Below are 21,882 nucleotides of genomic sequence, written 5' to 3'. Positions count from 1 at the left end.
GCGCAAAAAAAAGCCCGCAGCGATGCGGGCTTTTTTGTGGGCTGCTATCTGGAATTTCCTGTAGGAGCTGCCGAAGGCTGCGAATGGCGGTATTTCAGCCAAATCGCTTTCGCAGCCTTCGGCAGCTCCTACAGGTTTTACAGTTTTTCAGAACCATCCGTGATTTGGTCAAAGTTGCCCAAGGCCATCAATCGCGGTGCTCTTGCGCGCCTACAGGTCAGGGTAGGAGCGTATGCGGGATCACCCCTTGCGTGCCGTCTCATGCATGCGCGCCAGCTGGCGTTCAAGCATCGAAGGGTAGGGCTCCATCAGACGCTCTACGCAGCAAGCGCCTTCAGGGCTTGCGATCGGACGGATGCGCGCGCGTTGGCGGATCAGTGCGTCATCATTGATTTTGCGCTCTACCAGCAACAGGTTGCGGCTGTGTTGCGACAGGGCCAAGGCATCCTGTGCGGTTTCAGTCAGCAACAGGTCGATCTGACTCAAGCCTGCCAGACCTTCACCGAGCGTCAGGCCCAGCTGCAATTGCAGGGTGATGCCGCTGTCTGCGACCTCAATCTGCAATGCATGGCTCAAGGCACGTAACAGCTCGCCGCAGCAAATAGCATTGGTGAGGTAATCGTCACCGCTTTCCTGGCTGTGGAACAGCATCAATGTGCTGCCATCGTTCAGGGTGTGCAGCTCGCCTTCGTAAAGCGACGAAGCCTGATCCAGGCAATCGCGATAACGTTGCAGCAGCTCCGTCAGGCGGGCTCTGGGCAAGCGACGCAGTTGATCCTGCGAGCCGAGCTGCACGGCCAGCACGGCGCTGGGTTGCGGGTTGCCTGGAGCCACCGCTTTGCTGACCTGAGGCGCAGCGCTGGAATTGTCGCGCAGGTCGGCAAACGGGTCTTCCTCGTCTTCTTCATCCTCCTCGGCCACCAGACGGCGCTGTACGGGCGGCGCAGGCAAGCGTGGTTTGGGCGCCTCGTCAAAACCTGGCTCACGGGCGGAGCGGCCTTTGGCGGCGGGCTCTACGACGTCGTCTTCAGCATAATGATCGTCCGACTCGTCCTCGACATATTCGGGCTCTGGTTCGGGCTCCGGTTCCGGCATCGGCGGCGCGAAGGACGTGCGCAGCTGGCGGGCCAGATCACCGATTTCATCCTGGCGTTCGACGGCCGGGGTGTACGGATCGATATCACGCAGCCAGATCCGCAATTGCAGCAGCGGCGTGGAAATGTGTCGCCCCAGACGCAGACTCAGTGCCAAAGCGAGCGCCAGCAGGATTCCCGCGAGGATGCCCATGCTTTGCAGGCTGATGGTCATCGGCTGCTGGAATTGGGACATGTCCAGGCTGATACGCAGATGCCCGGCCATTGTGTCCTGGAAGGTGATCTTGATTTCGTAAAGCCCTTCGGCCTCGCCAAGCAGACCGTTTTTCGGGCGCTGACCGGCTTCCGCAAGGATACGATTGTCCACGCTGTAAATCGCGGCATGCGCCACCAGCGGGTTCTTCACCAGATTACCCAGCAGCACGTTGAGGCTGAGGATGTCGTTGGACACCAGCAGCTCCGTGGCGGAGGTCGCAGTTTGCGTGGTGAGTGCCTGCCCCAGTGCGTCGGCCTGCTCATGCATGGCCTGCTTGAACTGCAAGCCCATCACGCCGGCGTAGATCATCAGCGCCAGGGAGACGAGGATCACGTTGTGGCTGGCGATGCGCAATGCAATCGGTACACGGCGATGACGCAGTGCACGGAAGATCAGCAGGAAGAAATTATCAGTTTTAACAGGCGTGGGCCGGTTCACAGAGCACGGCTCTTTCGAAGAAGTTGCCGCGCAGTATAACGACCGACCCAGTGGCGGCAAAGCGCTGCCTTCGCCCGATGGTCACTGAATGTGGTTAGAATGCGGTTTTTTTCCACTGCTGGGGTGTCCCTTGCGCGAAATCGTCCTGATTAACATCACCGGTGAAGATCGTCCCGGTCTCACTGCGACCATCACTGGCGTGCTTGCCAAAGGTGGCGTGAGCATCCTTGATATTGGCCAGGCGGTGATTCACGACGTCATGTCGTTCGGCATTCTTGTCGAAATGCCCGACCCTGAACAGGGGGCTTCGGTCCTTGCGGACATTCACTCGGCCGCGCATTCGCTGGATCAGCAGGTGCGCATTACGCCGGTGTCTGAAGCGGACTATCAGAAGTGGGTCAACGATCAGGGCAGCGCACGACACATCGTGACATTACTGACCCGCAAAATCACTGCCGAGCAATTGCAGCGTGTCAGCGCCATCACGGCGCAACATGGCCTGAACATTGACAAGATTGATCGTTTGTCCAGACGCATGCCGCTGGATGCTCCAACTGACCAGGGCAAGGGTTGCGTAGAGTTTTCCGTGCGTGGCGAGCCCGCTGATGCCAAGGCCTTGCAGGCTGAATTCCTGCAGGTTGCTCAAGAATTGAATGTGGACATTGCTTTTCAGCAGGACTCGCTGTTCCGCCGTAACCGCCGTCTGGCGGTGTTCGACATGGACTCGACCCTGATCGAAGCCGAAGTGATCGATGAGTTGGCCAAGGCTCACGGGGTGGGCGATCGGGTTTCGGAAATCACCGAGCGCGCCATGCGTGGCGAACTGGACTTCAGTGCCAGCTTCAAAGAGCGTCTTGCTTTGCTCAAAGGTCTGGATGTCAGCGTGCTGGACGAGATTGGTGCTTCACTTCGCTTGACCGAGGGTACCGAAGTTCTGTTCGCCGAACTCAAGCGTCTGGGCTACAAAACGGCGATTCTGTCCGGCGGCTTCACTTATTTTGCCAAGCAGTTGCAGGCCAGACTCGGTATCGACTATGTCTTCGCCAATGAGCTGGAAGTCGTTGATGGCAAGTGCACAGGCGTGGCCGTCGAACCTATCGTCAATGCCCAGCGCAAAGCCGATTTGTTGCGTGAGCTGGCGGCGAAGGAAGGTTTGAGCCTTGAGCAGACCATCGCGGTGGGCGACGGCGCCAATGATTTGCCGATGCTGGCCATCGCGGGCCTGGGCGTCGCGTTTCGCGCCAAGCCGCTGGTAAAACAGTCAGCCCGGCAGGCGATTTCGACCCTGGGTCTGGATGGCGTGCTGTATCTGTTGGGGGTAAGGGAGCGAGAAGGTCGCGGCTGAAAGCTGGTAACAGCCCCGGAGCAGACTGTGTGAAAACCCTCCACCCAAAATGAACTGCGCGATTTCAGGTGAGTTCCGCAAATGTTCGCTTGGTGTGCCAGACCCGGATTTGGCGTAGAAACGCATTTTTCAGTACGTTTTTTGAGCAGCGCATTGGCGGTCAGGGTTTTCACACAGCCCCGGTGGGAGCGAATTTATTCGCGAAGGCTGCATTTCAAACGATGCAGATGTATAGGATGTACCGGCCTCTTCGCGAATGAATTCGCTTCCACGACACTGCGCAAATCGCGGGATCACACCGGAACCTGTGGGAGCGAGGCTTGCCCGCGATACAAGCACCGCGGTCTATCTGATAAACCGCAGCGCCCTTATCGCGGGCAAGCCTCGCTCCCACAGAACCGACGCAGTCCCACAGGACCGGCTTTAGTCGGGAGGACGTCGGAGTTCTACAGTGACGACCACAACGAATCGAATTCCTGCTCCGCTTTCGGCGTGTCACCGCCCGTTTGCCCCGGCAGTTCGAAGGTTTCGTACTCGAACTGGTTGTAGCTGCCGCTGCTGGTGCGTTGATTGCCCAGCAGGCCGCTGTGTTCTTCTCCGGAAATATTGATCATCACGTTATTGCCTTCTTTAAAGGGCAAGCGTGGTGCCAGTATGGTGGCTGGTTGTTCAATCGCACGAATTTCCGGTAGCAGCAAAGAGCGCATGTAAGGGCTGTTCAGTTCAGGCCGGACGACCTGCAAGCCGCAAGGCTGGGCAAACGGCGCGATCAGCTCGATACCCATTTGTGTGCCGCCGCTGCGCACCTGGCGTACCCAGCGCACGACCGCAACACTCCAGCCCTGACCGGCATCATCCTGAATCCCGACCAACTCTCCGGCCTGCAATTGCTGCGGCACTTCTTTTGGCCATGCGAGGCAATAGCCGCCAGGGCTGTGGTTGACGATGTTCAGGTCAAAGGTCGGGAACGTCTGCTGAGCGTTCGACGCCGCGTCGCCGCCGTCCGCGTCAGGCTGTTCATACTGGATTTCTTCATAAGGCAGCATCAGCGCCGAGGTGTTGCCGCGCTGGGTATCAAAAGCACTGGCCCAAGGGTCGTCAGCTTTGTCGTCTACCATTTGCAGGCTGAACTCGGCGGCTTTGGTGGCCGGGACTTGCAACATGTCACTGAAAGAGCGTTTGCCGCCGAGGTAGAAATGCAGTGCACTCATGCCTATGCACAGGCTCAGGGTGCCTTGGCCGGGCGTGCGCTGAAAGGTTCGCTCAGCGACATCGCCCCAGGCGGCTGCCAGATGCTCCAACAAGTCAGGGGGAAAGCCCTGAGGGACCAACAGTGGTGATTGCGCCCGCTGATCTACAGGGGTTTCCAGGTAGCGGGTGATCATCGCCGCTAACGCCTGCGTGTTAAGGCCCAGCAGAGTAGGGTGCTGGTCTTCCGGAAACAGTGACTTATAGAGAGGCGGTTTGTCCTGTCTGGCTGAAAGCGCGTACAGGCTACTGTCGTCTGTCGGTGACTGCAGCCGGACAAACGGGCTCCAGGCATCCAGCACGTCGGCAAGACGACCGATGTTGAGCTGACGCATCTGGTTGCAGCGCGAGCAGCCCATCAGTAACGCAATGGTGTAAGTCTGCTCCACCGTCAGCGAACGGGCGTGGATGGCCTGTTCATCGGCAACCGGCAGATTCTGCAATTGGTGTTCGCAGGCAATTTTATAGATCGTGTGCAGCTCGAGCCACAGGCCTTCCTGCACAGGACAGTACAGTTGATTGGCGCGAATCAGCGGGCCGTTCAGGCACTGGAGCGCCCGTTGCAGTGCAGTGGTCAGTAGCGGGATGCGATCCCGGCTGAGTCTTGAACTGACTCGCTCGATGATCAGCTTATAGCCAACCGCCAGGTGGTTTTGCAGCGCCTGGCAAAGATTGGCGACTTTGCGCGGACGCTCGTCGAGCACCACGGCCTGATTGAGAAAGTGGCGTTCCAGATGCTTACAGACGAAATGCACTTCGGGGCGCAGCAGTTCAAGCAGTTGCAGGCGATTGTCACTGGGCGTCAGCAGTTGATTGAGTTCAGTCAGGCCCTGATAGAGCTGACGAGCCGTTTCACCCAGGTTTGCTTTAGGCAGCGTTGATATCCAACGCTTGAGATCCTTGGGCGTCGCTTCACAGAATGTCAGGCTCGACTGCGTTGGCGCGGGAACACGCAACAACACAGGAAGGCTCAAATTACTCATGTGAAAGGCTAACTCCAACTGCCCGCTCGGGACCGAGCGGCTGCTTTGAATCGATGCAGCGATAACAGTTCCCGGCGGGGGCCGAAATCTACATCAATAAAATGCAAAATTTCCGACAGGGCCGGTGTTGGGACTCTAGCAGCATCAGCCAATAGTCGCAGCACCTCAGACGAATCTATCGGTGTAGGCTCAAGCGAAAACAGCAATGGTACAGCCATCAAAGGATAAATAGTGGCACGCGGTGCCACTATTTACTGTTTCAAACCTGTACGGGCAGCGCCAGGGCCTGACCCATGCGTACTGGTGAGGTCGCAGTGAGTTGCTCGGCCCACTTCACTTGCTCGGGGCCAAACAGGACGATGGCGGTGGAGCCCAGCTTGAAGCGGCCCATTTCTGCGCCTTTCTCCAGATGGATCGGCGCACGTGCTGCTTCGTCGTAGCGGAATGTCCTCAGTTCACGTTTTGGCGGCGTCACCAATCCGGCCCAGACCGTTTCGACGGAAGCAACGATCATCGCGCCAACCAGTACCAGGGCCATCGGTCCGCGCTCTGTGTCGAAGATGCAGACTACGCGCTCGTTACGGGCGAACAACTCAGGCACGTTTTCGGCTGTGGTCTGATTGACCGAGAAGATTCGGCCAGGCACATACACCATTTCACGCAAGGTACCGGCAAGCGGCATGTGCACGCGATGGTAGTCCTTGGGCGACAGGTAAACAGTCGCGAATTCGCCCCCCATGAACGGCGCCGACAACGCCGGGTCACCGCCCAGCAACTCCAGCACGCTGAAGCTATGGCCCTTGGCCTGGAAGATACGGCCCTGTTCGATACGGCCCAGTTGGCTGATTGCGCCATCTGCCGGGCTCAGGATTGCACCCGGCGTTTCATCGAGGGGGCGGGCACCGGGTTTCAGAGCACGGGTGAAGAAGGCGTTGAAGTGCTCATAGGCGCTCAAGTCCTCGACCTGCGCTTCGGACATGTTGACTTGATAGCGACGGGCGAACCACGCGGTGAAGGCATTCTTGAACCAGCGCACGCGGCACTCGGCAACACAGCCAGCCAGACGTGACAGCAAATGATGCGGTAACAGGTACTGGCTGAGGATAAACAGACGCTCTTTCATCAAAATTCCTGAATGTAATGCTTTAAAGTGGACAGGGCTTCAGCGTTCGACTGGCGTATCGGGGTGGTTGCCCCATTCGCCCCAGGAGCCGGCATAGCCTTTGACCCGAGGGTAACCCAGTGCCTTGGCCACCAGATACGTGAAGCCCGACCGGTGGTGTGTCTGGCAGTGGGTAATGATTTCTTTATCTGCAGTGATGCCCAGGCTGTCGAGGATTTCTGCGATGTCTTCACGGATGCGCAGATCGCGCGTCTTATCCATCCCTGCAGTCCACTCGAAGTTGATCGCGCCGGGGATGTGTCCACCTTTGGCCGCGACGACTTTTTCGCCGGAATATTCAAGCGGGCCACGAGCGTCCCAGATTGCCAGATCGGCAGCGCCCAGGCGACTTTGCAAATACTCGCGTGTAGCAGTGGGTTCGTCATGCAGCTGCAGGTCAACCGGCCCGCCAGCCGAGGGGGGAACCGCTGTGGACAAGGGCAAGCCATCAGCCTGCCAGGCCAGGAGGCCGCCGTCGATATAGTGGTATTTGCTGTGGCCGATTACATCCAGTAACCAAATAAAGCGTCCGGCCCAGCCGCCGCCTTCGTCGTCGTAGACCACATACACCGCATCGGCGTTGTGACCCAGTTCGCCGAACAGCGCTTGCAGGTCTGCGTGGGCAGGTAGCAAACCCGGTGCTGGAGGCTGGCCCAACTGAGTACGTTTCGGATCGACGAAACGCGCGCCGGGTATGTGTCCGGCGTCATATCGGGCGCTACTGGTCAGATCCACCAGGATCAGTTCCGGAGCATCCAGGCGATCCTTCAGGTCGCTTGGCTCGATAACCAGCGGCAAGCCAGAGAAGACAGACATGTGCAGCCTCCAATTCAAAAAAAGAGGCGAATTGTAGCCCAGCTGTCAGGCTTTGCGACTACTAAAGCTTGTCAGCGCCCGCTCGATGCATTGGCAGGTTTTACCGAAAGCCTGCACCGAGGTTTCCGAAAACTGCCCGCCGCCCTGATCTGCCACCACCAGCATCAACACCTTATTGTTGCTGCTCAGAGATCGGATCAGCCAGTGTTTGCCTGGGAACAAAGCCCGCAGATTACCCGGCAGCAGAGCCGAGAATTGATCGATATTGGCGGGCGTCATGCGGAGCTGGGTGGGCTGAGCCAACAGACGTTGCAATACGGTGCTTTCCTTTATAGAGAGCGCCAGCGACGTCGTTTCAGCTCTCAACCCGGCGATCTGATGGACACGCAGCTGGGTACCGGTCTTGTCTGCCATCAGCAACATCACACGTTCCATGCCGCAGGAAACCAGAGCGTCCCGCGCCGTGGTGGTCAAGTGCATGGCGTTACTGAAGGGGCTCGGGTTGGCGAGCAAGTCGGCGCACAGCTTGCGCCAGCTCTGCAAGGCATCGGGCGAGGGTGGCGGCGCTGCTTGCAGCTTGCTGTGAATCCGGCGGGTTGCCCACGGCCAGATCAGCGCTTCGGCCGGGTGCCACAGGCTTGGGTCATTATGGTTGCGAGCGCTGCTGACTGCGTTCTGATGGGCCTGCTGCTGCACGCTGTCCATGGATTGCTGCAAGTACAGGCTGCTCATTAACTCCCAGCGCAGGCAGTGCGGGCTGTCCCATGCCTGTTGAGCGGCCAGCGCCAGGCCGTTGCCCAGCAGTACGGTATTGGCGGGTTGATTGAACCAGCGACGCAGGTTCGGATCGGCGTCCATCAATTGCTGCTGTTGCAATGGATCGTCATTAGCCCGCGCAATATGCAGCGCCTTGACCAATTGGCGTCGTTCGCTGATCAGCAGCTTGTAGCCTTGAGTCACCCATAAAGGCAGGCGCCACAAGGTGGCCAATTGCATGCAGAGCTCCAGCAGACTGACGCCAAACAGCTTTTTCTCCACTGCCCGGGAAGACTCACCTTTGTGGATAACCCGCAGTTCCCATTCTTCCAGCAATTTCGGGTGCGCCAGCGCTATTGGCCACAGCGGCGCCAGAAACAACAGGCTGCCCAGGTGGATATCCTGCCAGAGCCGCGCCAGGCGAGCCGCGAACAGTCCGTTGGCCTGCTGCGTAGCGTGCTGACTGATCAGTAGCAACTGGCGGAACGTGGCCGGAATCTTCTCGTTTTCCAGAGCGGGCAGGCGGTTGAGCAGCACCTCCGTACGCCCCAGGCCCAGACGAGTGATCGCCACTTCGAGGCTTTCAGCAGGTTCGGTCAGACCGGTGCTTTGATGGTTGGCTTCGCGCATCACGCTCAGGACCAGCGCCGGGCTGTCCTGCATCATGTCGGCGATGTCACGCAAAGAGCGGCGGCTATCATTCAGTGCGCTACGGACCTTATTGTGGCTGGGCAGAGGGACCGGCAATGCAATGCTGTCCAATTGCTTGAGCCACGCATCGAGCGTGTTCGGGACGGGAAGCTGTGGCGACGTTTCTGGAGGCATGCATCATGGCCCGTGCGACTGAAAATGTAGGCAGTGGACACTGCGAAATCAATGGGTAAGACCCTAATTTACGGGCCCCCGTTCACCGGTCAACTGGCTTTTCGATTTTTCTGGCTACAGTCTGGCCCACATATGCCGATAAGTAGAACAAGAGTTTCAAGAACTTCCGCGCATGTCCCTGAACCCGACTCAGTAAGTACTTTCTACCTATGGCTAAAATTATCGGCATCATCGTCGTCTTCGCGAGTGTTCTCGCAGGCTACGTACTTTCTCACGGTAAGATTGGCGCGCTGATCCAGCCTTTCGAGGTGTTGATCATCGGTGGTGCCTGTCTGGGCGCATTTCTGCAAGCCAACCCAGGCTACATGACCATGCACGTCATGAAGAAGTCGCTGAAGATGTTCGGTACGCGCTTCACGCACGCCTTCTATCTTGAAGTGCTGGGTCTGGTGTACGAGATCCTCAACAAGAGCCGCCGTGAAGGCATGATGGCGATTGAAGGGGACATCGAAGACGCTTCGGCGAGCCCGATTTTCGCCAAGTATCCCGGCGTGCTGAAAGACGAGCGCATGACGGCTTATATCTGTGATTACCTGCGTATCATGTCATCCGGCAACATGGCTCCTCACGAGCTGGAAGGCCTGTTTGACATGGAGCTGCAGAGCATCAAGGAAGAGCTGGGTCATCCATCCCACGCTGTAACCGGTATCGCCGACGGCCTGCCCGGTTTCGGTATTGTGGCGGCAGTACTCGGCATCGTGATCACCATGGCTTCCCTGGGTGACGGCGACAAGGCTGCCATTGGTAACCACGTGGGTGCTGCGCTGGTGGGTACCTTCCTGGGTATCATTGCCGCCTACGGTTTCTTCGGTCCTCTGGCGAGCTGCCTTGCCCACGATGCCAAAGAAGAGCTCAACGTCTATGAGGCCATCAAGGCGTCGCTGGTGGCATCGGCCTCCGGTATGCCTCCTTCGCTGGCTGTCGAGTTTGGCCGCAAGGTTCTCTATCCGGCACACCGGCCCAGCTTCAGTGAGCTGGAACAAGCGGTTCGCGGTCGCTGAGTCATGGAAAATAATCAGCCGATAATCATCAAGCGCGTAAAGCGCTATGAAGCCGGTCACCACGGTGGCGCCTGGAAAATCGCCTTCGCGGACTTTGCAACCGCCATGATGGCGTTCTTTCTGGTGCTCTGGCTGCTGTCTGCAGCAACCCCGGAGCAGTTAGTCGCTATCGCCGGTTACTTTAAAGACCCGGTCGGGTTCTCGGACAGTGGTTCGCCCTACGTGATTGATCTGGGTGGATCGCCGGAAATGTCGCCTGATCAGACCTTGAACCCGGAAATCAAGAACACCCCTACACCAGACACTGTGCCAATCGAAGCCGAGACGGCGGAGGCCAAGGCGGAAGAGGTCGAGCAAGAGCGTCTGGAGTTGTTGCTCCAGGAGTTGCAGAACAAGATCGAAGAGAATCCTGAACTGCTGAAATTCAAGGACCAGATCCATTTCGAGATTACTCAGGATGGTCTGCGGATCCAGATTACAGACGCTGATAACCGGCCGATGTTCGACCTGGGCAGTGCGCGTCTCAAGCCCTATTTCGAAGACATTCTGCTGGCCATGGCCGATACCATCAAAGCGGTGCCGAACAAAATCAGCATCAGCGGGCACACAGATGGCAAGCCTTATGTGGGTAACGGCGAGTTCGGTAACTGGGAGCTGTCGGCTAATCGGGCCAACTCGGCACGTCGAGCTCTGGTTGCCGGCACCTACCCGGAAAACCAGGTGGCGCGGGTAGTCGGCTATGCGTCGTCGATGCTGTATGACGGCGAGCATCCGCAAAGCCCGGTCAACCGGCGCATCGATATCATGGTCCTGACCAAGAAGGCCATGCAGCGTATTGAAGGCAGTCAGGTTTACAGGGGCGGCCAGGGCAAAGCCACGGGCACTGAGCCTGCACCGGCTGCGCCAGTCAATCCTAGAATCCAGCCGCCGGATGATCCACAGGCCTACGCCCAGCCGCACGAGATTCGGCAAAAGCTGAACTTGTTCGAAGACGGCACGTTGAAGCTGGATGAGACGAAGAATTAAGGTCTAGCCACGAGCTACAAGCCTCAAGCTGCAAGTAAAAAGCCCGGATCTCGAAAGAGTCCGGGCTTTTTTGTCGGCTGCAAATCTGTAGGAGCTACCGAAGGCTGCGAAGGCATTCTTCCAGACAGTCCGCGATTCGCAGCCTGCGGCAGCTCCTGCAAGGCGCTGCTAGTAGCTGCTTTCCGGCAAGCTGGCGATGATCGAGCGATAGCTGTTCATACGCTGCTGTTGCACGCGGCCTTCTTCCAGCGCGATCAACAATGCACAGCCCGGTTCGCGGTCGTGTTTGCAATCGCGGAAGCGGCAGGTGCCGATCAGGTCGTTGAACTCGATGAAACCGGCTTCGACATCCGCACGGCTGACGTGGCCCAGACCGAATTCACGAATACCCGGGGAGTCGATCAAATCGCCGCCACGGGGGAAATGGAACAGGCGGGCAGTCGTCGTGGTGTGTGTACCTTGCCCGGACAACTCGGACAGCGGCCCGACACGGGTTTCAACTTCAGGCAGCAAGCTGTTGACCAGAGATGACTTGCCAACGCCAGACTGACCGACGAACACGCTGATATGCCCGTCCAGCTGCGCTTGCAGTTGTTGCATGCCGTCGCCGTGGTGCGCGGAGACTTCCAGAACCGGATAACCCAGCGTCCGGTAAACCTCCAGCAACGCGTTAAGCGCCGGGGCGTTCTGCTCGTTGATCAGGTCGAACTTGTTCAACAGCAGCAGCGGACGAATGCCCGCATGCTCGGCGGCCACCAGATAACGGTCGATCAGGTTGGCATGGGGCTCCGGCATCGGCGCAAACACAATGACGATCAGATCGACGTTGGCGGCAACCGGCTTGAGTTGCCCCCGGCTGTCGGGACGGCACAGCTCAGTGGTGCGGGGCAATTGCGCGACGATAACGCCGATACCCTGGTTGCCGGCGCGCCAGACGACGCGATCGCCGGTCACCAGTGCAGGCAGGTTGGCACGCAGGTGGCAGCGGAAAACCTGACCCGCCTGGTCGCCTTCCTTCGCTTCTACTTCGACTTGTACGCCGAAGTGAGCGATCACCAGCCCGGTCTGCTCGGGGCCAAGATCGCCGCCCTCAAGTGTTTCCAGGGTTTGTGATTCGCGTTTGGCAGCACGAGCAGCGCGCTCGCCTTGAATTTTTTCGATGCGCCAGTTTTGACGACGATTGAGTTGGCGTTTGGCCATGGGTGTTCCGAGTGATAAAGCAGCTGATAAGTAAACGCGGGGGAGTCTAGCACGGCGGGGTGAGCTAAACTGCGTGCCTACGCTGAGGAGCCAAATATGCAGAACAAGCAGAACCTGATCTGGATCGATCTGGAAATGACCGGCCTGGACCCGGACACCGACGTCATCATTGAAATGGCGACGATCATCACTGACAGCGAACTCAACACCTTGGCTGAGGGACCGGTCATCGCTGTGCACCAGAGCGATGAAACCCTGGCCGGAATGGACGAGTGGAACACCCGTCAGCACGGCGGTTCGGGCCTGACCCAGCGGGTACGCGACAGCTTAATCAGCATGGCTGAAGCAGAAGCTCAGACGCTTGAGTTCATCAAGCAATGGGTGCCGGAACGCAGCTCGCCGATCTGCGGCAACAGTATTTGCCAGGATCGTCGCTTCCTTTATAGGCACATGCCGACACTGGAGCACTACTTCCACTACCGCAATCTGGACGTTTCCACGCTCAAAGAGCTGGCCGCCCGCTGGTCGCCTGAGCTGAAGTTCCAGAAGGGCAGCACCCACCTGGCACTGGACGACATCCGCGAGTCGATCGCTGAGCTGCGGTTCTATCGCGAGCATTTCATTAAAGGCTAATACTTACATCATTCCTGTAGGAGCTGCCGAAGGCTGCGATTGCGGCGTGTCAGATGCGACGGTTTCGCAGCCTTCGGCAGTTGCTACAGAAATTGGTTGTGATCGGTAATTTCGCTCTTTGCCCTCTTTTGGTGCTTGCCCTACACTGCGCGGCTTCGTCGCAGGGACTGCCGCCATGTTGTTGATGCTTTATCTGATCGCTATTACCGCTGAAGCCATGACCGGCGCGCTGTCTGCCGGGCGGCGGGGCATGGACTGGTTTGGCGTGGTATTGATCGCCTGCGTCACAGCTCTTGGCGGCGGTTCGGTTCGTGATGTGTTGCTTGGCCATTACCCGTTGACGTGGGTCAAACACCCCGAATACCTGATCCTGACCAGCGTCGCAGCCTTGCTGACCATCTTCATCGCGCCGTTGATGCGTCATCTGCGGTCGCTGTTTCTGGTGCTCGACGCGCTTGGTTTGGTGGCCTTTACTCTGATCGGTACGATGACCGCGCTGGAAGTCGGGACAGGCTTGCTGGTGGCCTCTGTCTGCGGCGTGATCACCGGCGTATTTGGCGGCATCCTGCGGGATATCTTCTGCAACGACATCCCCTTGGTATTCCGACGCGAGCTGTACGCCAGCGTCTCATTCCTCGCAGCCTGGTGCTTTCTGCTGTGTCAGCACCTGCAATTGCCTGAGGAGCAGAGCATTCTGATTACCCTGTTCGGCGGTCTGCTGTTGCGGCTAATGGCTATCCGGTTCAACTGGAACATGCCCAGGTTTGTCTACAAGGGTGATGAGCACTAACCGGTAGGAGCGAACTTGTTCGCGAGGATTTCTGTCAGGCGGTACGAATTCATCGGTTGAGATATTTCTCGCGAACAAGTTCGCTCCTACCCTTAAACCGTGTCGCCTCAAGCGCCTCCTGTACCGCGTAGAACTGGAATATGCCCTGTCTACAAGGGTGAGGAGCACTCACCGGTAGGAGCGAACTTGTTCGTGAGGATTTCTGTCAGGCGGTACGAATTCATCGGTTGAGATATTTCTCGCGAACAAGTTCGCTCCTACCCTTAAACCGTGTCGCCTCAAGCGCCTCCTGCACCGCGTAGAACTGGAATATGCCCTGTCTACAAGGGTGATGAGCACTCACCGGTAGGAGCGAACTTGTTCGCGAGGATTTCTGTCAGGCGATACGAATTCATCGGTTGAGGTAATTTCTCGCGAACAAGTTCGCTCCAGCCATTAACCGCGGTGTCGATGCTGCCGCAACGCCCACTCCACATGCTCCCTCACCAACTCCGACGGATACTCCCGTCTCGCCTCAAGCGCTTCAAGCACCGGAATCGTCGAAGGCGCATTGCCCAGCCCCACGGCCAGATTGCGTAACCAACGTTCGTAACCGGCGCGGCGTAGCGGTGATCCTTCGGTATTGCTGAGGAATTTATCCTCGTCCCACATGAACAACTCGGCCAGACCCGCGTTATCCAGATTGTGGCGTGGCTGGAAATCACTCTGGTCGGTGGGGCGGGCGAAACGGTTCCAGGGGCAAACGATCTGGCAGTCATCGCAACCGAACACCCGGTTGCCAATGAGCGGGCGTAGCTCCTCGGGGATGGCGGTTTTCAGTTCAATGGTCAGATAAGAAATGCAGCGCCTGGCATCCAGCACATAAGGCCCGACGAAGGCCGCGGTGGGGCAAATGTCCAGGCACGCAGTGCAACGGCCGCAATGTTCAGTGGTGTGAGGCGGGTCTACGGGCAATGGCAGGTCGACAAACAGCTCACTCAGGAAAAAGAAACTTCCGGCTTTGCGATTGAGCACCAGCGTGTTCTTGCCGATCCAGCCAAGTCCGGCCTGTTCGGCAATGGCTTTTTCCAGCACCGGGGCGCTGTCAACAAAAGCGCGGTAGCCAAACGGGCCTATAGCTTGCTGGATGTGTTCGGCCAGTTGCTGCACACGCTTGCGGATCAGCTTGTGATAGTCGCGACCCAGAGCGTAGCGGGATACGTAGGCTTTTTCCGGCTCAGTCAGGCGCTGAGTCATCTCGGTGTCGCCGGGCAGGTAATCCATGCGCAACGAGACCACCCGCAAGGTGCCAGGCACCAGCTCTTCAGGGTGCGAACGTTTGCTGCCATGCGCTGCCATATAGTCCATCTCGCCGTGATAGCCCGCCTCTAGCCAGCGCTCAAGGTGTTGCTCATGTTCGGCGAGATCGAGCCCGGCAATCCCGACTTGCTGAAAACCCAGCTCGCGGCCCCACTCCTTGATCGATTGAGCAAGGGTGACAAGGTCAACAGTATTGGGTGAATCAACAGTAATAACGGGCATGCGCAAGGAGAAACCGGGTGGAGGTGCGTATAATTCTGCCAGACATCGGAGCCAAGAAACGCATGGTCGACACGAATCCCCAATTACCCGACGCACTGTACAGCGCCGCGCAGGTCCGCGAGCTGGACGCACAGCTCATTGCTGCGGGAACGTGCGGCAGTGAATTGATGCAACGGGCCGCCCATGCGACGTGGCGCGCGCTGCGTCGACACTGGCCTGAGGCGCGGGAGTTGAGCGTGCTGGCCGGTCGCGGCAACAACGCGGGCGACGGTTATCTGATTGCCGCTCTGGCGCGCAAAGCGGGTTGGGATGTTCAGGTGTTCAGCGTGGCCGATCCCGCCGCGCTGGCTGGCGATGCCGCTGACGCTTACAGCGCGGCTGTCGCTGCGGGTCTCAATGTTCAATCGTGGGCTGATCAGCCGTTGCGCGGCATCGTGCTGGATGCGCTGCTGGGAACGGGCTTGAACGGTGACGTTCGCCAGCCCTACGCGGCGGCAATCGAATCGATTAATGCCAGTGGCTTGCCGGTCGTGGCGGTGGATATTCCCTCCGGGCTGAGCGCCGATACCGGACGTATTCTGGGTGTCGCGGTGCGAGCCGATCTGACCGTGACCTATATAGGCTTGAAGCTGGGCCTGCTGACCGGTGATGCACCGGACCTGGTGGGCGAGTTGGTGTTTGACGACTTGCAGGCTGATCCGGCCGTCGTCTCCAGAGGCATTCGCAGCGCGACTCGCCTTGATACCTTTAATCTGCCGCGTCTGGCTGCGCGCCCTCGTACGGCTCATAAAGGCCTGTATGGCCGGGTGCTGGTCATTGGCGGCGATCATGGTTTCGGCGGGGCCTGCCTGCTGAGCGCTGAAAGTGCCTTGCGCAGTGGCGCGGGAATGGTCACGTTGGCGACCCGAGCCGAACACATTCCTGCTGCGCTGACTCGTATGCCCGAAGTGATGAGCGCGGCGATCCGTTCGGCTAACCAGTTGATGGCATTGATTGAGCCCGCCAGTGTTTTGGTGGTCGGCCCTGGCATGGGACAAGCCGCCTGGGGTCGCAGCTTGCTGTCAGCCGCCGCCAACGCTCAACGGCCTCAGGTGTGGGACGCCGATGCCCTTAACCAGTTGGCGCAAGGTTTTGTCTCGCTTCCCGAGGGCAGCGTCATTACCCCGCATCCCGGCGAAGCTGCACGCTTGCTGGGGATGACGACTAAACAAATCCAGGCTGACCGCCCTGCTGCCGCGCGAGCACTGGCCGATAAATACCAGGCGGTCTGCGTGTTGAAAGGCAGCGGTAGCCTGATCGCTGACGTCGACGGTCAGTTAATGCTCTGTGATCGCGGCCATCCGGCCATGGCGACTGCGGGTCTGGGCGACGTGCTCGCCGGGCTGGTCGGTGCGTTGATGGCGCAAAAAATGAAACCGTTCGATGCCGCATGTCTGGCGGTCTGGTTGCATGCCAGCGCTGGACAGCAGGTCGGCGAAGCGGGCCGTGGGTTGGCGGCCAGTGATTTGATTCCAGCCATTCGTCAGTTATTGGAGGAGCAGCATCCGTGTCTGAGTTAACGCTGCATTTGGTCGGTGAAGAGGCCATGACCCAGTTTGGTGAGCGCATTGCCGAGGTCACTCGAGGGGTGGGCGTGATTTTTCTGGAAGGTGATCTGGGGGCAGGTAAAACCACGCTTTCCCGGGGCATCATCCGTGGCCTCGGGCATGAAGGCGCGGTCAAGAGCCCGACCTTCACCCTGGTCGAACCCTATGAAATTGGCTCGGTTCGCGTATTTCACTTCGACCTTTACCGGTTGGTTGACCCTGAGGAGCTGGAGTACCTCGGTATCCGCGATTACCTGGAAGGCGATGCACTTTGTTTGATCGAGTGGCCCCAGCTCGGTGCAGGCTTTTTGCCAAAGCCTGACCTGACCATTACCATTAGGCCGCATGCGCAAGGTCGAGCACTGACTTTGAGTCCAATTGGCTCGCGTGGCGAAACCTGGTGTGCCGCTTTGGCGTTGGAATTCAAATAGATATGGGGTTAGGTATGCGCATTCGCGCGCTGGTTACTGTAGTGGGTCTGCTTTTGACAGCCCTGGCTGTTGATGCGCTGGCTGCAACACAGGTAAAAAGTGTCCGCCTATGGCGCGCACCGGATAACACACGACTGGTTTTTGACCTCTCCGGACCCGTCCAGCACAGCGTTTTCACCCTGACTTCTCCTGATCGACTGGTTATCGATATCAACGGCGCGACCCTCGGCGGTCCGCTGAATGTGCCCATGGCCAATACGCCCATCACCAGCATGCGTTCCGCCCAGCGCACCGCTACGGATTTGCGCGTGGTCATCGACCTGAAAAAGGCCGTGACGCCCAAGAGCTTTACGCTGGCTCCGAACCAGCAATACGGGAACCGTCTGGTTGTCGACCTGTTCGACGAGCCGGGCGATGCCAATCCGAGCCCGACCATTCCCGATACGGCCGCGAACACAGCGCCTGCCGTGCCGGTCAGCCCGGCCAAGCCCGAAATCAAGCTGACGCCTGTGCCGAACGGCAAGCGCGACATTGTGATCGTGATTGACGCGGGGCACGGCGGCGAAGATCCGGGTGCGTCCGGCAGTAGCGGGCAGAAAGAAAAGAACCTGGTACTGGCCATCGCCAAAGAGCTGCAACGTCAGATCAATGCTGAAAAAGGCTACCGCGCCGAGCTGACCCGCACCGGCGACTACTTCATCCCGCTGCGCAAACGTACGGAAATCGCCCGAGCCAAAGGCGCGGACCTGTTTGTGTCGATTCACGCCGACGCTGCACCTTCACGCGCGGCATTTGGTGCCTCGGTGTTCGCCTTGTCCGAGCGCGGGGCTACGTCCGAGACTGCACGCTGGCTGGCTGACAGTGAAAACCGTTCCGACTTGATCGGTGGTGCCGGTGCCGTCAGTCTGGACGACAAGGACCGGATGCTGGCGGGGGTATTGCTGGACTTGTCCATGACCGCGTCGCTGTCGTCGAGCCTCAACGTCGGGCAGAAAGTCCTGACCAACATTGGTCGCGTGACGTCACTGCACAAATCCCGTGTTGAGCAAGCCGGCTTCATGGTACTCAAGTCGCCTGATATCCCGTCGATCCTGGTCGAGACGGGCTTTATCTCCAACAATGCCGAAGCGGCCAAGCTCAGCGCTGCCTCGCATCAGCAGGCACTGGCGCGTTCGATCAACTCTGGCGTGAAGCAGTTCTTCCAGCAGAATCCACCGCAAGGTACTTACATCGCCTGGCTGCGGGATAACGGCAAGCTCGCCCAAGGGCCGCGTAATCATGTGGTTCGCTCGGGTGAAACACTGGCCATGCTGGCGGCTCGCTACGACATGAGCCCTGCGGCTCTGCGCAGCGCCAATAGCCTGAAAACGGATGAGCTGCGTATTGGGCAGGACCTGAAAATCCCTAGCTCCGAGGTGGCGGCTCAACCATGACCGATCTTCTTCTCGACAGTGTTGAGCCTGAGGTACAGGCACCTGCCAGCGCTGTAGCCCTTAATGCAGCCCGGATCGAACTGCTCAGCCCACGGCTGGCCAACCAGATCGCAGCGGGTGAGGTTGTCGAGCGGCCAGCATCGGTCATCAAGGAGTTGCTGGAAAACAGTCTGGATTCCGGTGCCAAGCGCATTGATGTCGACGTCGAGCAAGCAGGCATCAAGCTGCTGCGGGTTCGTGACGACGGCAGCGGGATTTCCTCTGATGACCTGCCTCTGGCACTGGCTCGGCACGCCACCAGCAAGATCCGCGAGCTGGAAGACCTTGAGCGGGTCATGAGTCTTGGTTTTCGCGGCGAGGCGCTGGCATCGATCAGCTCTGTGGCGCGATTGACCCTGACCTCCCGAACACGCGATGCAGATCAAGCCTGGCAAGTTGAAACCGAAGGCCGCGACATGGCTTCCCGGGTTCAGCCTGCGGCGCATCCTGTGGGGACATCCGTTGAAGTCCGCGACCTGTTTTTCAATACCCCGGCGCGGCGCAAGTTTCTCAAGGCGGAAAAAACCGAATTCGATCACTTGCAGGAAGTGATCAAGCGCATGGCACTGGCGCGCTTCGACGTGGCTTTCCACTTGCGGCATAACGGCAAGACGATCCTCAGCCTGCATGAAGCCAACGACGACATGGCACGTGCCAGGCGTGTATCGGCTATTTGCGGCCCAGGTTTCCTGGAGCAGGCGCTGCCCATCGAGATTGAGCGCAATGGCTTGCATCTGTGGGGCTGGGTGGGGTTGCCGACCTTTTCTCGTAGCCAGGCAGACTTGCAGTATTTCTTTGTGAACGGCCGGGCAGTGCGCGACAAGCTGGTAGCGCATGCGGTGCGCCAGGCTTATCGCGACGTGTTGTTCAATGGTCGTCATCCGACCTTCGTGTTGTTCTTCGAGGTCGATCCGGCGGTCGTCGACGTCAACGTGCACCCGACCAAACACGAAGTCCGCTTCCGTGACGGGCGCATGGTGCATGACTTCCTGTATGGCACGTTGCACCGGGCGCTGGGCGATGTGCGTCCCGAAGATCAACTGGCAGGCGCCGCGCCAGTCACTGCCGTCGAGCGACCCACTGGCCCGCAAGCCGGTGAGTTCGGGCCGCAGGGTGAAATGCGTCTGGCCAATAATCTGCTGGAGCAGCCTCAGGCTCAGCCTTATGCGCCGCCAGCCGGTTCAGGTGCGGGCGCTGGTTATCAATATCAATACACGCCACGCCCCACAGCGACCTTGCCTGCCGCCGAAGCGCAAAGCGCTTATCGTGAGTTTTATGCGCCGTTGCCCGGTACGCCTGCGGTGTCATTGCCAGAGACTCAAGGGGATATTCCTCCGTTGGGCTACGCCTTGGCGCAACTCAAGGGCATTTATATTCTGGCGGAGAACGCTCACGGCCTGGTGCTGGTAGACATGCATGCCGCACACGAGCGGATCATGTACGAGCGGCTGAAGATTGCGATGGCCAGTGAAGGCTTGAGCGGTCAGCCTTTATTGGTGCCTGAGTCCATCGCGGTCAGCCAGCGCGAAGCCGATTGCGCCGAAGAGCACATCGAGACATTTCAGCGTCTGGGCTTCGAGTTGCAGCGACTGGGTCCTGAAAGTCTGGCGATCCGGCAGATTCCGGCCTTGTTGAAGCAGGCCGAGGCCAACCGTCTGGTCAGCGACGTGCTGGCCGATCTGATGGAGTACGGCACCAGTGACCGGGTTCAGGCTCACATGAACGAATTGCTGGGCACCATGGCTTGCCACGGTGCGATTCGGGCCAACCGCCGTCTGGCGATCCCGGAAATGAACGGTCTGCTGCGCGACATGGAAAACACCGAGCGCAGCGGTCAATGCAACCATGGCCGACCTACCTGGACCCAAATGGGTCTGGATGATCTGGACAAACTCTTCCTGCGCGGTCGTTGAATGAGCGCTCTACCTCCGGCCATCTTTCTGATGGGGCCGACGGCTTCGGGTAAGACCGATCTGGCCATGGAACTCTGCAAAGTCCTGCCTTGCGAACTGATCAGCGTCGATTCGGCGCTGGTCTATCGCGGCATGGACATCGGCACCGCCAAGCCTTCCAAAGCGCAACTGGCCGAGTTTCCTCATCGTCTGGTAGACATTCTCGATCCGGCCGAAAGCTACTCTGCTGCTGATTTTCACAGTGATGCACTGGCTGCGATGGCAGAAATTACCGCTCGCGGCAAAATTCCGCTGCTGGTCGGCGGCACTATGTTGTATTTCAAGGCTCTATTGGACGGGTTGGCAGACATGCCGGCCGCTGATGCAGGGGTTCGAGCGGAACTGGAAGCACAGGCTGCAGCCCACGGCTGGCAGGCTTTGCATGACCAGTTGGCAGCAGTGGATCCGGTGTCTGCGGCGCGAATCCACCCCAATGACCCGCAGCGATTGATACGTGCGCTGGAGGTGTATCGGGTCAGTGGGTTGAGCATGACGGCACATAGAGAACAACAAACTGCGCAAACTACCGATGCTGCGGCTTCTGGTAGACCGCAATTGCCCTATACTGTCGCCAACCTGGCCATTGCTCCGGCAGATCGCAAGGTGTTGCACGGCCGTATCGCATCAAGATTTTCAACAATGCTGGACCAGGGATTCCTGGACGAAGTTCTGGCGTTACGCTCAAGAGGCGACCTGCATACGGGTCTGCCATCGATAAGAGCCGTTGGTTATCGCCAGGTCTGGGATCATCTGGATGGAAAGCTGACATCGGCTGAGATGCAGGAGCGGGGGATCATTGCCACGCGCCAACTGGCCAAACGACAGTTTACCTGGCTACGCAGCTGGGACGATTTACACTGGTTGGACAGCCTGGCCAGCGACAATTTGCCACGCGCCTTGAAATACCTGGGGTCGGTCTCCATATTGAGCTGAGTCCTTGCAATAGCCGTCTATCCTTGGGGGGTGGCGGTTCAAGCCAATTGAATTCGAATTATTATTGATCCTTAAAGGAGTGCGGCACATGTCAAAAGGGCATTCGCTACAAGACCCTTACCTGAACACCCTGCGTAAAGAGAAGGTTGGGGTTTCGATCTATCTCGTCAACGGCATCAAGCTGCAAGGCACCATCGAGTCCTTTGACCAGTTCGTTATTTTGCTGAAGAACACTGTCAGCCAAATGGTCTACAAGCACGCAATCTCTACCGTTGTTCCGGTTCGCCCGATTCGTCTGCCTAGCGCAACCGAAGGTGAGCAGGGCGACGCTGAGCCAGGTAACGCCTGATAGGA

18 protein-coding genes are annotated in these 21,882 nt (G+C 58.7%); 11 read left to right on the top strand and 7 right to left on the bottom strand.

All coding sequences use genetic code 11. The features are described 5' to 3' along the window. Positions 1-240: 240 nt before the first annotated feature. Positions 241-1,788: an AhpA/YtjB family protein gene (locus tag CKW31_RS00240; RefSeq protein WP_095092358.1), complete on the bottom strand. Its 1,548-nt coding sequence runs from the start codon at positions 1,786-1,788 to the stop codon at positions 241-243. 130 nt (positions 1,789-1,918) lie between these two features. On the opposite strand from CKW31_RS00240, the gene serB reads away from it, so the two are divergent. Continuing rightward, positions 1,919-3,133 (top strand): phosphoserine phosphatase SerB, encoded by a 1,215-nt coding sequence (gene serB / locus CKW31_RS00235; RefSeq protein WP_218192126.1) that lies wholly within the window; start codon positions 1,919-1,921, stop codon positions 3,131-3,133. Positions 3,134-3,579: 446 nt separating this feature from the next. On the opposite strand, the gene CKW31_RS00230 is transcribed toward serB, so the two are convergent. The 4 genes from CKW31_RS00230 to CKW31_RS00215 form a co-directional block, all read right to left on the bottom strand. After that, positions 3,580-5,364 carry a molecular chaperone gene (locus CKW31_RS00230; RefSeq protein ID WP_095092356.1) on the bottom strand — a complete coding sequence of 595 codons (1,785 nt, stop codon included), beginning with the start codon at positions 5,362-5,364 and terminating at the stop codon, positions 3,580-3,582. A gap of 259 nt (positions 5,365-5,623) precedes the next feature. After that, entirely contained in the window at positions 5,624-6,493 is an 870-nt protein-coding gene (gene asd, locus CKW31_RS00225) for an archaetidylserine decarboxylase (RefSeq protein ID WP_176469764.1), read from the bottom strand. A gap of 33 nt (positions 6,494-6,526) precedes the next feature. Then, positions 6,527-7,342 (bottom strand): thiosulfate sulfurtransferase, encoded by an 816-nt coding sequence (rhdA, locus tag CKW31_RS00220; protein WP_095092354.1) that lies wholly within the window; start codon positions 7,340-7,342, stop codon positions 6,527-6,529. A gap of 45 nt (positions 7,343-7,387) precedes the next feature. Beyond that, the gene (locus tag CKW31_RS00215) at positions 7,388-8,923 is read right to left on the bottom strand and encodes an HDOD domain-containing protein (protein WP_095092353.1); all 1,536 of its coding nucleotides are present in this window, start codon (positions 8,921-8,923) and stop codon (positions 7,388-7,390) included. A 209-nt stretch (positions 8,924-9,132) separates the two neighbouring features. Between CKW31_RS00215 and motA the strand changes: the two genes are divergently transcribed. Both motA and motB read left to right on the top strand, forming a co-directional pair. Further along, the gene (gene motA, locus CKW31_RS00210) at positions 9,133-9,984 is read left to right on the top strand and encodes a flagellar motor stator protein MotA (RefSeq protein WP_027898819.1); all 852 of its coding nucleotides are present in this window, start codon (positions 9,133-9,135) and stop codon (positions 9,982-9,984) included. Between the two features lie 3 nt (positions 9,985-9,987). Then, positions 9,988-11,010: a flagellar motor protein MotB gene (gene motB, locus CKW31_RS00205; RefSeq protein ID WP_095092352.1), complete on the top strand. Its 1,023-nt coding sequence runs from the start codon at positions 9,988-9,990 to the stop codon at positions 11,008-11,010. 168 nt (positions 11,011-11,178) lie between these two features. Here the strand turns inward: motB and rsgA are convergent, their stop codons facing one another. Continuing rightward, entirely contained in the window at positions 11,179-12,210 is a 1,032-nt protein-coding gene (gene rsgA / locus CKW31_RS00200; RefSeq protein WP_027898821.1) for a small ribosomal subunit biogenesis GTPase RsgA, read from the bottom strand. A 96-nt stretch (positions 12,211-12,306) separates the two neighbouring features. On the opposite strand from rsgA, the gene orn reads away from it, so the two are divergent. Then, positions 12,307-12,843, top strand: coding sequence for an oligoribonuclease (gene orn, locus CKW31_RS00195; protein ID WP_095092351.1), 537 nt, complete (start codon positions 12,307-12,309; stop codon positions 12,841-12,843). A 175-nt stretch (positions 12,844-13,018) separates the two neighbouring features. Continuing rightward, the gene (locus tag CKW31_RS00190; protein WP_095092350.1) at positions 13,019-13,633 is read left to right on the top strand and encodes a trimeric intracellular cation channel family protein; all 615 of its coding nucleotides are present in this window, start codon (positions 13,019-13,021) and stop codon (positions 13,631-13,633) included. Positions 13,634-14,068: 435 nt separating this feature from the next. Here the strand turns inward: CKW31_RS00190 and queG are convergent, their stop codons facing one another. Continuing rightward, positions 14,069-15,154 carry a tRNA epoxyqueuosine(34) reductase QueG gene (gene queG / locus CKW31_RS00185; protein WP_095092349.1) on the bottom strand — a complete coding sequence of 362 codons (1,086 nt, stop codon included), beginning with the start codon at positions 15,152-15,154 and terminating at the stop codon, positions 14,069-14,071. A 62-nt stretch (positions 15,155-15,216) separates the two neighbouring features. On the opposite strand from queG, the gene CKW31_RS00180 reads away from it, so the two are divergent. The 6 genes from CKW31_RS00180 (at position 15,217) to hfq (ending at position 21,877) form a co-directional block, all read left to right on the top strand. After that, entirely contained in the window at positions 15,217-16,713 is a 1,497-nt protein-coding gene (locus tag CKW31_RS00180; RefSeq protein WP_095092884.1) for an NAD(P)H-hydrate dehydratase, read from the top strand. Continuing rightward, positions 16,701-17,171, top strand: coding sequence for a tRNA (adenosine(37)-N6)-threonylcarbamoyltransferase complex ATPase subunit type 1 TsaE (gene tsaE, locus CKW31_RS00175; RefSeq protein ID WP_176469749.1), 471 nt, complete (start codon positions 16,701-16,703; stop codon positions 17,169-17,171). The genes CKW31_RS00180 and tsaE overlap by 13 nt, the downstream gene beginning before the upstream one ends. Before the next feature lie 2 nt (positions 17,172-17,173). Next, positions 17,174-18,604 carry an N-acetylmuramoyl-L-alanine amidase gene (locus CKW31_RS00170; RefSeq protein WP_218192125.1) on the top strand — a complete coding sequence of 477 codons (1,431 nt, stop codon included), beginning with the start codon at positions 17,174-17,176 and terminating at the stop codon, positions 18,602-18,604. Further along, positions 18,601-20,556 carry a DNA mismatch repair endonuclease MutL gene (gene mutL, locus CKW31_RS00165; RefSeq protein ID WP_095092347.1) on the top strand — a complete coding sequence of 652 codons (1,956 nt, stop codon included), beginning with the start codon at positions 18,601-18,603 and terminating at the stop codon, positions 20,554-20,556. Before CKW31_RS00170 ends, mutL begins: the two co-directional genes overlap by 4 nt. Next, the gene (miaA, locus tag CKW31_RS00160) at positions 20,557-21,528 is read left to right on the top strand and encodes a tRNA (adenosine(37)-N6)-dimethylallyltransferase MiaA (protein ID WP_095092346.1); all 972 of its coding nucleotides are present in this window, start codon (positions 20,557-20,559) and stop codon (positions 21,526-21,528) included. Between the two features lie 88 nt (positions 21,529-21,616). After that, positions 21,617-21,877 carry an RNA chaperone Hfq gene (gene hfq, locus CKW31_RS00155; RefSeq protein WP_027900444.1) on the top strand — a complete coding sequence of 87 codons (261 nt, stop codon included), beginning with the start codon at positions 21,617-21,619 and terminating at the stop codon, positions 21,875-21,877. Positions 21,878-21,882 lie beyond the last annotated feature (5 nt).

Source organism: Pseudomonas sp. Irchel 3A5 (assembly GCF_900187575.1).
Taxonomy (GTDB): domain Bacteria; phylum Pseudomonadota; class Gammaproteobacteria; order Pseudomonadales; family Pseudomonadaceae; genus Aquipseudomonas; species Aquipseudomonas folii.
The sequence above is the reverse complement of the archived record's forward strand: the minus strand, read 5'-3'. Positions and strand labels throughout refer to the sequence as shown.